This is a genomic window from Halovenus marina (assembly GCF_051414115.1).
Classification (GTDB): Archaea; Halobacteriota; Halobacteria; order Halobacteriales; family Haloarculaceae; genus Halovenus; species Halovenus marina.
The window spans coordinates 1,588,475-1,600,804 of record NZ_JBLKNZ010000001.1 but is presented as its reverse complement, the minus strand read 5'-3'; the positions used below and the strand labels follow the sequence as shown (position 1 = coordinate 1,600,804).

Genomic DNA, 12,330 nt, shown 5'->3' with positions numbered 1-12,330 from the left:
AGCGAGGGACGCATGACCGACTACTTCGAGGTACACGAGCGCGACGGGGCGGCACGACTCGGGGAACTCCGGTTCGCTGATTCCCGGCGGACGCCCGCGCTCGTCGACGACCTGATCCGAGATGCGGGCAGCGAGTGGGTTCGTGACCGCGAGTTCGACGCCGACCAGTTGTCCGACAACAGCGACGCGATAACCGTCCTCCCGCACCGCGCACTGCCGGGCGAAACTCCCGAGGACGTGCAGGAGGCATTTGCGCCGGAGTACCCCGGCGTGGACGTTCCGAGCGGTGCAGTTGTGACGCCAGCGACGGCCCGCGACCACGGCACAGATGCGTACGTGCTCTCGAACGCCCAGCAACTCGTCGGCCACGCCGAGGCGTTCGTGAGGGGGATCATCGAGACGCGTGAATCGATCCCCGCCGATACCGCGCTGTATCTACCCGGCGTCGCGACGCCCGCGAATGTCGCGACGCTCGCGTACGCGGGGGTGGATCTGCTCGACACCGACGAGGCCGTGCTCGCTGGGACGCGAGGCCACTACCTCACGACTGACGGGATGCGGTTTCTGGCGGATCTGGCGGAGTTGCCGTGTGCGTGTCCCGCCTGTCAGCAGTCGATCGAGACATTCGACCGCGAGGACTGCGCTGAACACAACGAACACGTTCTGCGGGCCGCGCTCGGGACGGTTCGCGAGCGAATTCGTTCCGGGAGTCTCCGCGATTACATCGAGGGACAGGCCCGTCACGAGCAGTGGCTGACCGCCGTCTTTCGTCGTCTCGACCAGCAGTACGCCTATCTGGAACAGCACACGCCCGTCTTTCGCCAGTCTGAGATCACCGCTGCGACCGACGACACACTCAACCGGGTCGAGATTCAGCGGTACGCACAGCGTGTCACCGAGCGCTACGAGAACCGCTTTGCGAATCCGCTCGTGCTGGTTCCGTGTTCGGCACAGAAGCCCTACAGCGACTCCCAGAGCCACGGCCAGTTCCACGATGCCATCCAGTACCGCGCCCATCTGGTCTCGATGACTTCGCCCATCGGCGTCGTCCCGCAGGAACTCGAACTGACCTACCCCGCCCAGCACTACGACACCGTCGTCACGGGCGAGTGGACGCCGACCGAAATCGAGTTCGTCGCGAGCGTGTTGGAGGCGTACCTCCGAGCAAACGAGTATCCACGGATCATCGCACACGTCGCGGGCGAGGGCTACCGTGACATCTGTGAGCGCGTCGAGGAACGACTCGACCAGTCGTTCGAGTACACCGCCGTCGACCATCCCACGACGACCGACTCGCTTGCGAACCTCGCCGCGACGCTCTCCGAGGAACTCAAGTACTCGAAGCGTGAGCGCCAGCACAACACACTGCGGGCGATCGCAGACTACCAGTTCGGCGCGGGCGCAGGCGGGGCCATCTTCGAGGATCTCAGCGTCGAGAGCCACTATCCCAAACTCAGAGCGCTCGACGGCGACGGAACCCAACTCGCAACGCTGGTCGCCAAGTACGGCCTGCTCGCGCTGACACTCGCTGGCGCTCGCCGGTGGGTCGAGAGCGATGCGCCCACGAAGCGGGTCACCATCGACGCCTTCGTCCCGCACGGGTCGGTGCTCGCGCCGGGCGTCGTCGACGCCGACGAGTCGATCCGCGTCGGCGACGAGGTGGTCATCGAGGGTCCGAAGGCCTTCGCCGTCGGGCGAGCAGAGATGTCCGGCCCGGAGATGGTCGAGAGCACTCGTGGGATCGCGAGTCAGGTTCGTCACGTCGAAGAGCAGTAGCGAGACGCGTGCTGTCGAGACACGCGGATTTTTGTGTCCGGCCCGTCTCAACACAAATATGACAGATATCGAGCAGTCGCTCCGGAGCGCATTCGCCGATGCGGGCTACGAGGTGGGGGAGATCCGTCAAAACCGCAAGCAGGTCAGCGTCGTCGTCACCGAAGACGACGCGAGCGCGAGCGCCCTGCGGGAGATCGTCGTCGACACGCTCGGCGATGACAGCGTGCTCGGCCTCGACGTGACCACGGAGTCGACGGGTGACGACGAGATCACAACGGTCGTCTCGTTTCGACACCGGGAGTAGCCCGTTGTACTCGGTAGTCGTGTCGACAACGCAGACGCTTTAGGTTCCGCTGTCCTATCGGTCGCTAATGAGCAAACCCAGCCCCGATGTGTACGAGCAGGGCAAGGGGATGGACGCCCACAACCGGGCGATGCGGGAGATCCGCGCCCGTAACGATACCTCCCACGACCCCCGAGAGCCGACACGCGTCTGGCTCGACGAGGACAACACCCCCGACGGCGTCTACGACTCGCTGACGATCATCTTGAACACCGGCGGCTGTCGGTGGGCCCGCGCTGGCGGCTGTACGATGTGTGGCTACGTCGCCGAATCCGTCGAGGGCGGGACGGTCGCCCACGAGGATCTGATGCGACAGGTCGATGTCTGTCTCGAACACGAACAGGACAACGCTGACGAGCCTGCGGGACAGATCAAAATCTACACCTCTGGATCGTTTTTCGACGAGCGAGAGGTTCCGGCGGAGACGCGGGCGGCCATCGCAGACACCTTCGCCGACCGCGACCGCATCGTCGTCGAGTCGCTCCCCGATTTCATCGCGAGTGAGAAGATAGCAGATTTCACCGACCACGGCATCGAGACGGACGTTGCAGTCGGACTCGAAACCGCGACAGACCGGATTCGCCACGACTGCATCAACAAGTACTTCGACTTCGCGGATTTCGAGGCAGCGGCCGAACACGCACGCGACGCGGGCGCTGGGATCAAAGCCTATCTCCTGATGAAACCGCCATTCCTCGCGGAGTCGGAGTCCATCGAGGATATGGTCGAATCGATCCGCCGCTGTGCAGACGTTCCAGGCTGTCACACCGTCTCGATGAACCCGACGAACGTCCAGCGCTACACGATGGTCGAAGAGTTGTACCACAACGACGGCTACCGCCCGCCGTGGCTCTGGAGCATCGCGAACGTCCTCGAACGCACGGCCGAGGAGGATGTCCTCGTCGTCTCAGATCCGGTCGGTCACGGGAGTGACCGCGGCCCACACAACTGCGGGGAGTGCGACGACAGGGTCTTCCGGGCAATCAAGGACTTCAACCTCCGGCAGGACTCCTCGGTGTTCGATCAGGTCTCCTGTGCCTGTGAGCGAACGTGGGAGGAAGTCCGCGAGCGCGAGCGAAGCTATTCGATGCCGCTCGTTCGATAGACAATAAGGGCTGGGTCTCTGCTTCGGCAAGCATATACCCCACCGAAGTCGTATCTCAGGATAATGTCTGACGACGAGCCAGCGGTTCCCGTCGCCTGTCCCGAGTGTGAAACAACGACGCGGATCCCACTCTCCGATCTGAAAGCGGGGATCGAAGCGCACAACGACCGCCTCCACGACGGTGAGGAGGTCGCCCGGATCGACCCAGCGATCAAGGAGGAACTGACTGACCTCGTCGCGAAAGACCTCGAACTGCTCGATTAGCGGTCGATATCCCCCGGGTCGGTTCCTGGCGCGGACACGACAGCCGACGTTCTGTTTTCCTCGATGTGTATCTCGAATCCGAACTGGTCGAGCAACGAGCGGTGTGTCTCGACGTGTTCGGTAACCTCGGGGATCCGGATCTCTCCGCCGGAAAGCGCGAGAAAGAGCAGGAGTTGGTCGGCGAGATATCGGTCGACGACGGCGTCGCTCTCGTGAACAGATAGCGCCCGTGAGACAGCCTCGTCTGCGATGTCTTCGGCGGGCGTTCCAGGTTCGCCGAGCGCGTCGAATCCTGCGCGAGACCGTTCGTACTCGAATGCGACGGTAATTGCTGACCCGGTCGAATCCGTCTCGTCGACGGTCGTCGCCCGCTCTGTCGTATCGATACCTCCCGACGAGAGTCTCTCGACGGCCTGCTCGGCCTGTCGCTGCGCGACGTCTCTGGCTGCCAGATCCGCCGAGCATCGTGAGTCGACGACCACCCGTTCTAGATCGCCGCGCTGGGAAAGTGACAGCGGGTCGAGTGTCGAGGGGGCTAGCCACAGCGTCGCACGCCCGCCCCCTGCAGGATAGAAGCCAGTTCGCTGGCGCTCGACGGTTGTCTGGAGTCCGAACCGGCGACAGAGCGGGAGTTTGACGCGTTCGTGAGTCGCGAGTGGTGGCGACCACGCGACCTCTGTCCCTCCCGTCGCCGTGACCGAGATTGCGTCGTCGATTCGCGTCGCAAGCGGCAACACAGCGTCGAACAGCAAGGTCAGACTCCCGGCCGTCGGGATCTCGATTTCGATTGGGTCTGTGGTGAGCGCGTCCGGGTCGAAGGTGATCGTTTCAGACCCGAGCGTTGCACCCTCGACAGTCGCTTCGCAGAGCCGTTCGAGTGCGCGCACTGCTGCGAGATGCTGCGGTTTCAGCCCCGGATCGGGCCTGTTTCCGCGAATGTTCGCTATCTCGACTGGCTGGTCGGTGAGCGCGGCGAGCGCTAGGCTCGACCGGAGCAACTGCCCGCCGCCGTCGTCTCCGTCCACTTTGATCATGGTCCGACGTTAGCTCTGTCGGGATAAAATCACCCTGGCCTAACATCAACGCTTAGGTGGCCGCCACCCCCAGCCACGCACATGGCAGACAGCGTCGAACGACTCAAGAAACAACTCGAATCAGAGGCAGCGAGCGAGCGAGACCCGGAGACGACACCCGAAGTCGGGATCATCATGGGATCAGATTCGGATCTGGACGTGATGATGGGCTCAGAGACCGGTCGTCCAGGCGCGTACGACGCGCTGACGGAACTAGGCTTTGCGGAACAGACTGACTTCGCTGACGCCCCCGAGGAGCGGTTCACCTTCGAGACCTTTGTCGTCTCCGCCCATCGCACCCCGGACCTGATGGATGTCTACGCTCGCACGGCGGCCGACCGGGGACTCGACGTCATCATCGCTGGCGCGGGCGGCAAGAGCGCCGACCTGCCGAACATGACCGCCTCGATTGCCTATCCACTTCCGGTGATCGGTGTGCCCGTACAGGAGAAATCGGTTCCGTCGGTCATCGGGATGCCACAGGGCGCACCCATCGTCGCCGTCGACGCCGGAAAGTCCTACAACGCCGCCCTCTCGGCCGTCCAGATTCTCGCCCGACAGCACGAGGTGCTCCGCGAGCGTCTCGAACGTGCCCACGAGGAACTCCGCGAGGGCGTCGGTGAGGTCTCGAACGACCTGCACACGCTTGGGACGCCGGAGTTCAAACGACAGCGCGACCAGTAACAAACACGTCTAACTGGGGTGGTTGTCCGAACGCGACCTTCGATTGTTCTACTCCTCCAGCAGTATCTCATCCACCTCTCCGAGTGTGTGGACAGGTGCGATATCGCCGTCATGGTCTTCGAGAAATGGCGAGTCGAGGAATGCAGTGACTGACTCGAAGTCGTCTACCTCGAGGACGAAGTAGAGTTTGTGCTCGTTCGGTGTGACGTAGGACCCATGAAGTTCAACGTCGTGCTCCGCTGCTCGCTCGTCTATGGTACTGATCCACTCTTTGGCTTTCGTTCGGTGTTGTTCTCGTGCCCAGCAATTATCGGCTGAATGTTCCAGGGTTGCTACGAAGTGCATTATTCTCCTCGCTCATTCTTTCACACTCGATACCGTTGTTATTGAGTACTTAGTGGAGAACGCGAGTTCGAAGCGAAAGAGCAGAGTTTGCTAGATCTTCTCTACTCTCGCGTTTTGGCAAAGTGGGGTTTTCTATCGCATCAGCGGTGAGCGGTACGCAGAGAACCGCTTTTAGCTGTCTGCGACGATTTAATCGACACTGATTCGAGGGAAAGGACTCCGTACCTATTCGGCAAAGGCTCGCAGAATACCCTGTCCGTCTGTACCGTCGATATCCGGCAGCGAAACGCGCTCTGGGTGGGGCATCATCACTGCAATCGTCTCGCTCGTGCCGGTGATGCCCGCGACGTTTTCCTTCGACCCGTTGGGGTTCGCGGCGTCGGTCACATTCCCGGATTCGTCGCAGTACCGAAAGAGGATCCGGCCGTCGTCGTCGAGTTCGGTCAGTTTCTCGTCGGTGATCTCGAACCGCCCTTCGCCGTGTGCGATTGGGAGCTCGATCACCTCGCCTTCGTCGTACCGTTCGGTAAAGGGCGTCTCGGCGTTTTCGACCCGTAAGTAGACGTGTTCACACTGGAAGCGCGCGCTCCGGTTGGTGGTAAACGCCCCGGGCGTCAGCGAACTCTCACAACCGATCTGTGCGCCGTTGCAGATGCCAAGCACCGGAACGCCGCTCTCGGCGCGGTCGCGAACCTCGTCCATGATCGGCGAGCGGGCGGCCATCGCGCCAGCGCGCAGATAGTCGCCATAGGAGAATCCGCCGGGGACGACGATACCGCTCGTCCCCTCGGGTAGGCCGTCCTCGTGCCAGACGAGTTCGGCGTCGACGCCGAGTTCAGAAAGCGCGAGGACCGTGTCCCGGTCGCAGTTACTCCCGCCGAACTGAATCACTGAGACGGTCATCGTTCTCGTACCGTGACCTCGTAGTCGTGCAACGTCGGGTTGGCGAGCAGTCGCTCGGTCATCTCCGTGACGCGCTCTGTTGCCTCCTCCTCACCGTCTGCGTCCAGATCGATCTCGAATTCGTCGGCCGAGCGCAAGTCCGAGAGCTCGAAGCCGAGCCGTTCGAGCGCGCGCTGGGTCGTTTCGGCCTCGGGGTCGAGGACGCCGGATTTGAGCCGAACAGTGACGGTCGCTGTGTAGGCGGTCATCGGTGAAAACGCGGTGGCCCCGCTCGAAAACGTTTGTGATCCGAAGTCGCAAAACGAACGTTTTTGACCCGGGAGTGCCCTCTATCGGTGTATGAACCATCGGCACGTGCACACGGCCCGGGGGGATCGTCATGGCTCGTGAGTTCACCGAGATAATTGTCGTCGGCGAAGACGAAACCGGTCTGATCGCAAACGTCACGTCGCTCCTGTTCGAGCGCGGGATCAACATCGAGGACCTGGACCAGGCCGTTCGCGAGGGCGTCTTCCGGATGACGATGCGGGTCGACACCGACGAGATGGTCTGTACGAAGGCGAAACTCCGCGAGGACCTGGCCGAACTCGGCGATGAACTCGGCGTCGACGTGCAGGTCAGATTCCCGTCCGAGCGCGACACCCAGCAAATCGCAGTACTGGTCACCAAGGAGTCACACTGTCTCGAAGCGATCTTCGAGAAGTGGGCCAGCGGCAACCTCGGCGCGGACGTGAGCGTCGTCATCGGCAACCACTCGGACCTCGAACCGCTGGCGGAGAAGTACGAGGTGCCGTTCCACGACATCGGCGACGAGAAGGGCACACCCGACGAGGGCGAACTCCTCGACATTCTCGACGACTACGACACTGACCTGATCGTGCTGGCGCGGTACATGCGGATTCTCAGCCCCGATGTGGTCTTTCGCTACGAGAGTCGCATCATCAACGTCCACCCCTCGCTGTTGCCATCCTTCCCCGGCGCGGAGGCGTATCTGCAGGCCCTCGAAGAGGGCGTTCGCATCGCGGGCGTGACCGCACACTACGTAACCACCGACCTCGACCAGGGGCCGATCATCACCCAGCGAGCCTTCAACGTCCCGCCCGATTCCGAAGTCGAGGACCTCCGGCGCATCGGGCAGCCACTCGAAGCCGAAGCACTGCTGGAAGCGATCGACCTGCATCTGAACGACGAGGTTACGGTCCACCGTGGTCGCACGCAACTCCGCAACCCCGAGGAGAGCGACGCGCAACTCGGCGCACCGTCGGAACTCGATGAACTCAACCCGGATCGACCGATCGATGGTCTGGGCGAGTACGTTGCAGAGTCACAGGAAGCAGACGACTGATACTGCTGGCTGTACTATTTTGAAGGAATTCGGCCACCCTGGGGTGGCGAATATCTGTACGAACGGACAGCCAGCAGTATGAGCGATCGAACGGACAGCCAGCAGTATGAGCGGTTCTTCTGCGTTCGCTGTCGCGGTTACAGGTCTCTGACTGCCTCGACCGCAGCATCTAGGTCTGGCGCGTCGAACACGTCTCGACCGATGTAGGCGTTCGCGCCAGAGCAGTACAGATCCCGTGCCACCCGAATAACTGACTCGTCGAGGGGTGCTGGCTCGCGGTCACACAGTGACTTCCAGTCGGCCTGGCCCGTTTCGTTCGCTCGCTTCTTTGCCTCACTGACGGCCTCGACCCACTCCGGTTGCGTGCGCTTGTGGTACTGCCTGATCACTTCCTTCGAGAGCTGTGTCCCCCCGTAGGAAAAACGGTTCTCGTCGAACGTGCCGACCACGTCAGCGACGCGAATCTCGCCCTGATAGTAGAGACACTCGATTTTCCCGTCCTGGTGGGTCAGCCCCGCCTCGGCGGCGCGTTCGGTCACGAGTCGGTTCACTTCGCGGGCGACCGCTTCGAGGTCGTCGAGATCTGCGACTCCTGCGATAGCGTCGGCCTCGGACCGGGAGAGATACCGGTCCTGTTTCTCGTACTTGGTCGAAAACTCTACGATGGGTTCGGAGAGTTCGACCGCCTCCTCGGGCCAGACGTCGAAGTCGAGGCCGTGGTCGGCGGGGTCGGTGCGCCGCCGGAGCGAGGACCCGACGCCGACCCGGTTTCGGAAGACGATTTCGAGTGGGACGAGGTAGTTCTCAGCCGCCGCCTCGTGGTAGGCGTCGTAGTCGTACTCGCCGCCCTCGACCGGAAGGTCGGGCACCTGTGTCAGGTCAATTGCCATCTCCGTCGGCGTGTGTCCGGCATCGAGTGCGTCGGTGAGTGACTGGACGCCATCCGCCGTCTGGATGCCTCGATAGTGCGTCGGCACACCGTGGTCTTCGAGCAACTCGAAGTTGAATGCGCCCATGGCACACAGCGAGGCACCCTTGTCCGGAATCGGGTCGGGCATCTGTCCCCAGTCGAACACGGAGTAGGCGTCCGTGAAGACGAAGGCACCACGCCCGAGCGTCTCCGCCGTGGCCGCCTCGTCGATGCGGAAGTTCTTGACGCTGGTCATTACCACACCCTTTCCGGGCCACCGTTAAGTGCGTTGCAGTTTTCGGCGCACGAGTGGCGTGTCTCGTCCGGCAATACGATCCCGGAGGTTCGGGCGGTGAATCCGATAACCACACAATTTTACCCCCCGAAAGCGAGGGTTCCGATAATGGATTGGTCGCTCGCGTTTGCAGTACTCACCGTCTTTGTCTCGACAGCGGTGCTGTGGGTCGGGAGCGACCTGCTCGAACGCGGAAGTGCGCGCCTCGGGACACACTACAACCTCCCGCCAGTCGTTCAAGGTGGGATCATCGCCGCCGCGGGGTCGAGCTTTCCGGAACTCGCGACAGTCGTCATCGCTGCGCTTCTGGGCACGTTCGGCCTCGGTGTCGGGACCGTCGTCGGATCTGCTGTGTTCAACATTCTCGTCATCCCCGGACTCGCGGTCATCATCTCCGGCGGGCACATCGCTTCGACGCGGACGCTCGTTCACAAGGAGACGCTGTTTTACATCCTCTCAGTCGTGGTGCTCTTTCTCACGTTCGCACTCGCCGTCGTGTACAATCCAGGTTCGGGCGGTTCTGTCGGTGAGATGGACCGCCTTCTCGTCTCATTTCCGCTTCTCGTCTACGGTCTCTATCTATTCTTGCAGTGGCAAGATACCACGGACTACACGAACGAACCAGAGAAACTCGACATCACTGTCTGGAAGGAGTGGGTCCTCCTGCTTGCGGGGCTTGCGCTCATTCTCGTCGCCGTCGAACGACTCGTCCACGCGGTGCAGATACTCGGTGAGGCGGCCGGAACACCCGACTTCCTGTGGGGTGTCACCGTCGTCGCGGCGGCGACGAGCGTCCCGGACCTGCTCGTGAGCGTACAGGCCGCAGAGCGTGACCGCCCGGTGGTCAGCATCTCGAACGTGATCGGATCGAACATCTTCGACCTGCTGGTCGTCATCCCGGTCGGCGTCCTCATCACGGGCACAGCCACCGTCGACTTCGGGCTTGCTGCGCCGATGATGGGCGTGCTCGGGGTGGCGACTGTCGTCCTGTTCGTCCTCCTCCGAACCGATCTGGTGCTCGAACCGTGGGAGGCGTATGTCCTCCTCGGCGTGTACACCCTGTTTGTCCTCTGGCTTGCTCTCGAGACGCTCGCGGTCGTGAACCTGCTACCAGGGGCGAGCGGCTGAGCGCGTCGTGGGACGATCGCTCGCAGCTGTAGCTATCCGCCGACAGATGCACCCGGATGAAATTCTAAGATAGTGAGAATGATGATAATCCATTATAGTTCTGTGTGTGAATTTCAAATTGGGTGAAATCAAATGCCAATCGAAGACCTATCCCGAAGCGAGGTTGTCACGGCCGAACCAGACACAGGTGTGGCCGAACTCGCCAGAACCATGGACGAAGAACGCGTCGGAAGTGTCGTGATAACGAACGGCGGTGAGATCGCTGGTATCGTGACAGACCGTGATCTGGCGGTTCGCGTGCTCGGCGCAGACGCGGACCCGGCCGAACACACCGCCGAGGACGTCATGACGAGCGACCTGTGCACCGCAGGGAGCGAGACTGGCTTCTACGAGGCGGCCAATCTGATGGCCGAACACGGCGTCCGGCGACTGCCAGTCTGTGAAGGAGATGACCTCCGAGGGATCATCACCGCAGACGACCTGACGGAACTGCTCGCCGACGAACAACAGCAACTCGCGGCGGTCATTCAGGCCCAGCGACCGGAATACTGACCCGCAATCAGTTCCGGTTCGGGCCCGCATCGTCGAACAACCACAGCAGAAACGAAACTGGGAACCGCTAATGCCTGAGGAACAACTGTTCAAAACCACGGCAGAGCAGTCGAGAGAACAGATCGCCGAAACACTGCGTGTCGCAGCTGACGAAATCGAGTCTGGTTCAGTCAACCTGGAGAGCGAATCCGAGATGCAGGACGTGACAGTGCCCGAACGTCCCCGATTCGAGGTCGAACTCGAACGCCTAACCGATTCGGAGACGGGCGAACAGCGGTACGAACTCGAATACGAGGTTAGATGGACAGAGTGACGCTGACCTGCCGTCGGTGTCGTCCACGATTCGACTGACGGATCAGACGAGGTGGAACTCGATCGCTGCGCCCTGTCCGAAGCCGACACACTCAGTCGCCAGTCCGAGGTCCGCGTCGCTGCGGTGCATCTCGTGAATCAGTGTGACCGGAAGCCGCGCCCCGGTCGCGCCGAGGGGATGTCCGAGCGCAATCGCGCCGCCGTTGACGTTGTAGATGTCGTCGTCGAAGCCGAGTTCCTGCTGGCAGTACAGACACTGGCTGGCGAAAGCCTCGTTCAGTTCTACTAGGTCGTAGTCGTCGATATCTCGGCCAGTGCGCTCTGCGAGGCCCCTGACCGCTGGCACGGGGCCGATCCCCATCACCGTGGGATCGACGCCAGCAACGTTGTGGTGCCCGACTTCGGCCAGCACTGAGAGGCCGCGCTCCTCGGCGAACTCGCGGCTGGTCATCAGCAAACCTGCGGCCCCGTCCGAAATCTGTGAGGCGTTGCCCGGCGTCACAGTCCCGTCGGACTGGAATACCGTCGGGAGGCCAGCGAGCGCTTCGAGACTCGTATCCGCTCTGATCCCTTCGTCGCGCTCGATACGTCCGTCGTCGGTTTCGATGGGGACGATCTCCTCGGCGAATCGGCCAGATTCGGTCGCGTCGGCCGCGCGCTTCTGGCTTCGGAGTGCGTACTCGTCTTGCTGCTCGCGCGTGATGCCGTACTCCTCTGCCACTTTCTCGGCGGTCATCCCCATCTGGAGGCGGCCGACGTTGTAGTGGTCGTTCAACCCCGGATGCACGTTGTGGGTGTTCGCGCCCATCTCGACGCGACTCATCGACTCCATGCCGCCGACGACCAGGCAGTCGCGCTGTCCGGCTGTAATGGCGTCTGCGCCGCGCATGATCGACTCTGCAGAGGACGCACACCACCGATTGATAGTACTCGCCGGAACCGACTCCCCGAGGTCCGAGAGGAGTGCGATGACTCGCGCGACGTTGTTGCCCTGCTCGTCGCGCTGCTGGGCACACCCCCACAGCAGGTCGTCGACGTCTTCTCCCGACAGACCGGTTCTGTCGAGCAGTTCGTTGATGAGCGGTATCGAGAGGTCTTCGGCCCGAACGTCGGCGAAGACGCCGTCTTCCTTGCCCTGTGGCGTCCGGACGGCCTCGACGATGACTGGTGTCTGTGCCATACTCACTTGTCGGCCCCGTTCGTGTTAAACCCTGACAAACTGTGTGCGACTGACTGGGAGTTGCCGCGACGAGCAGGACGGAACGGCGCGTGAGAACACCTAAGGCGCGCCGCTT

General features: G+C 62.3%; 15 protein-coding genes. 9 read left to right on the top strand and 6 right to left on the bottom strand.

The window, feature by feature from the left end:
- Positions 1-12: 12 nt before the first annotated feature.
- The 4 genes from arcS to ACMGFL_RS08145 all read left to right on the top strand — a co-directional run bounded on the left by arcS (position 13) and on the right by ACMGFL_RS08145 (position 3,488).
- Positions 13-1,776, top strand: coding sequence for an archaeosine synthase subunit alpha (gene arcS / locus ACMGFL_RS08160; protein WP_436935042.1), 1,764 nt, complete (start codon positions 13-15; stop codon positions 1,774-1,776).
- 58 nt (positions 1,777-1,834) lie between these two features.
- Positions 1,835-2,080, top strand: a complete 246-nt coding sequence (locus ACMGFL_RS08155; RefSeq protein WP_436935041.1) for a hypothetical protein — start codon at positions 1,835-1,837, stop codon at positions 2,078-2,080.
- A 67-nt stretch (positions 2,081-2,147) separates the two neighbouring features.
- Complete coding sequence (locus tag ACMGFL_RS08150) at positions 2,148-3,224, top strand: archaeosine biosynthesis radical SAM protein RaSEA (RefSeq protein ID WP_436935040.1); 1,077 nt, start codon at positions 2,148-2,150, stop codon at positions 3,222-3,224.
- Positions 3,225-3,287: 63 nt separating this feature from the next.
- The gene (locus tag ACMGFL_RS08145) at positions 3,288-3,488 is read left to right on the top strand and encodes a DUF8149 family protein (protein ID WP_436935039.1); all 201 of its coding nucleotides are present in this window, start codon (positions 3,288-3,290) and stop codon (positions 3,486-3,488) included.
- Here the strand turns inward: ACMGFL_RS08145 and rtcA are convergent.
- A complete protein-coding gene (gene rtcA / locus ACMGFL_RS08140; RefSeq protein ID WP_436935038.1) occupies positions 3,485-4,522 on the bottom strand; it encodes an RNA 3'-terminal phosphate cyclase in 1,038 nt (345 codons plus the stop codon). The genes ACMGFL_RS08145 and rtcA overlap by 4 nt on opposite strands.
- Before the next feature lie 81 nt (positions 4,523-4,603).
- Between rtcA and purE the strand changes: the two genes are divergently transcribed.
- A complete protein-coding gene (gene purE, locus ACMGFL_RS08135; RefSeq protein ID WP_436935037.1) occupies positions 4,604-5,245 on the top strand; it encodes a 5-(carboxyamino)imidazole ribonucleotide mutase in 642 nt (213 codons plus the stop codon).
- A gap of 48 nt (positions 5,246-5,293) precedes the next feature.
- Here purE and ACMGFL_RS08130 read toward each other — a convergent pair whose 3' ends face one another.
- The 3 genes from ACMGFL_RS08130 to purS all read right to left on the bottom strand — a co-directional run bounded on the left by ACMGFL_RS08130 (position 5,294) and on the right by purS (position 6,741).
- The gene (locus ACMGFL_RS08130; RefSeq protein ID WP_436935036.1) at positions 5,294-5,590 is read right to left on the bottom strand and encodes a DUF3303 family protein; all 297 of its coding nucleotides are present in this window, start codon (positions 5,588-5,590) and stop codon (positions 5,294-5,296) included.
- A 225-nt stretch (positions 5,591-5,815) separates the two neighbouring features.
- The gene (gene purQ / locus ACMGFL_RS08125) at positions 5,816-6,493 is read right to left on the bottom strand and encodes a phosphoribosylformylglycinamidine synthase I (RefSeq protein ID WP_436935035.1); all 678 of its coding nucleotides are present in this window, start codon (positions 6,491-6,493) and stop codon (positions 5,816-5,818) included.
- Positions 6,490-6,741: a phosphoribosylformylglycinamidine synthase subunit PurS gene (gene purS, locus ACMGFL_RS08120; protein WP_436935034.1), complete on the bottom strand. Its 252-nt coding sequence runs from the start codon at positions 6,739-6,741 to the stop codon at positions 6,490-6,492. Before purS ends, purQ begins: the two co-directional genes overlap by 4 nt.
- A gap of 131 nt (positions 6,742-6,872) precedes the next feature.
- On the opposite strand from purS, the gene ACMGFL_RS08115 reads away from it, so the two are divergent.
- Positions 6,873-7,838, top strand: coding sequence for a formyltetrahydrofolate deformylase (locus ACMGFL_RS08115; protein ID WP_436935033.1), 966 nt, complete (start codon positions 6,873-6,875; stop codon positions 7,836-7,838).
- Between the two features lie 137 nt (positions 7,839-7,975).
- Here ACMGFL_RS08115 and ACMGFL_RS08110 read toward each other — a convergent pair whose 3' ends face one another.
- The gene (locus ACMGFL_RS08110; protein ID WP_436935032.1) at positions 7,976-9,004 is read right to left on the bottom strand and encodes a phosphoribosylaminoimidazolesuccinocarboxamide synthase; all 1,029 of its coding nucleotides are present in this window, start codon (positions 9,002-9,004) and stop codon (positions 7,976-7,978) included.
- Between the two features lie 147 nt (positions 9,005-9,151).
- Here ACMGFL_RS08110 and ACMGFL_RS08105 point away from each other — a divergent pair, with 147 nt between their 5' ends.
- From ACMGFL_RS08105 to ACMGFL_RS08095, 3 genes are all read left to right on the top strand, one after another.
- Positions 9,152-10,171 (top strand): sodium:calcium antiporter, encoded by a 1,020-nt coding sequence (locus tag ACMGFL_RS08105; RefSeq protein ID WP_436935031.1) that lies wholly within the window; start codon positions 9,152-9,154, stop codon positions 10,169-10,171.
- A gap of 132 nt (positions 10,172-10,303) precedes the next feature.
- Positions 10,304-10,723: a CBS domain-containing protein gene (locus ACMGFL_RS08100; protein WP_436935030.1), complete on the top strand. Its 420-nt coding sequence runs from the start codon at positions 10,304-10,306 to the stop codon at positions 10,721-10,723.
- 70 nt (positions 10,724-10,793) lie between these two features.
- Complete coding sequence (locus tag ACMGFL_RS08095; RefSeq protein WP_436935029.1) at positions 10,794-11,036, top strand: amphi-Trp domain-containing protein; 243 nt, start codon at positions 10,794-10,796, stop codon at positions 11,034-11,036.
- Between the two features lie 42 nt (positions 11,037-11,078).
- Here the strand turns inward: ACMGFL_RS08095 and ACMGFL_RS08090 are convergent, their stop codons facing one another.
- Positions 11,079-12,215 carry a thiolase family protein gene (locus ACMGFL_RS08090; protein WP_436935028.1) on the bottom strand — a complete coding sequence of 379 codons (1,137 nt, stop codon included), beginning with the start codon at positions 12,213-12,215 and terminating at the stop codon, positions 11,079-11,081.
- Positions 12,216-12,330 lie beyond the last annotated feature (115 nt).

Coding starts and splice junctions, on each gene's coding strand:
- arcS (WP_436935042.1), top strand. CDS start 13: ATGACCGACTACTTCGAGGTACACGAGCGCGACGGGGCGGCACGACTC.
- ACMGFL_RS08155 (WP_436935041.1), top strand. CDS start 1,835: ATGACAGATATCGAGCAGTCGCTCCGGAGCGCATTCGCCGATGCGGGC.
- ACMGFL_RS08150 (WP_436935040.1), top strand. CDS start 2,148: ATGAGCAAACCCAGCCCCGATGTGTACGAGCAGGGCAAGGGGATGGAC.
- ACMGFL_RS08145 (WP_436935039.1), top strand. CDS start 3,288: ATGTCTGACGACGAGCCAGCGGTTCCCGTCGCCTGTCCCGAGTGTGAA.
- rtcA (WP_436935038.1), bottom strand. CDS start 4,522: ATGATCAAAGTGGACGGAGACGACGGCGGCGGGCAGTTGCTCCGGTCG.
- purE (WP_436935037.1), top strand. CDS start 4,604: ATGGCAGACAGCGTCGAACGACTCAAGAAACAACTCGAATCAGAGGCA.
- ACMGFL_RS08130 (WP_436935036.1), bottom strand. CDS start 5,590: ATGCACTTCGTAGCAACCCTGGAACATTCAGCCGATAATTGCTGGGCA.
- purQ (WP_436935035.1), bottom strand. CDS start 6,493: ATGACCGTCTCAGTGATTCAGTTCGGCGGGAGTAACTGCGACCGGGAC.
- purS (WP_436935034.1), bottom strand. CDS start 6,741: ATGACCGCCTACACAGCGACCGTCACTGTTCGGCTCAAATCCGGCGTC.
- ACMGFL_RS08115 (WP_436935033.1), top strand. CDS start 6,873: ATGGCTCGTGAGTTCACCGAGATAATTGTCGTCGGCGAAGACGAAACC.
- ACMGFL_RS08110 (WP_436935032.1), bottom strand. CDS start 9,004: ATGACCAGCGTCAAGAACTTCCGCATCGACGAGGCGGCCACGGCGGAG.
- ACMGFL_RS08105 (WP_436935031.1), top strand. CDS start 9,152: ATGGATTGGTCGCTCGCGTTTGCAGTACTCACCGTCTTTGTCTCGACA.
- ACMGFL_RS08100 (WP_436935030.1), top strand. CDS start 10,304: ATGCCAATCGAAGACCTATCCCGAAGCGAGGTTGTCACGGCCGAACCA.
- ACMGFL_RS08095 (WP_436935029.1), top strand. CDS start 10,794: ATGCCTGAGGAACAACTGTTCAAAACCACGGCAGAGCAGTCGAGAGAA.
- ACMGFL_RS08090 (WP_436935028.1), bottom strand. CDS start 12,215: ATGGCACAGACACCAGTCATCGTCGAGGCCGTCCGGACGCCACAGGGC.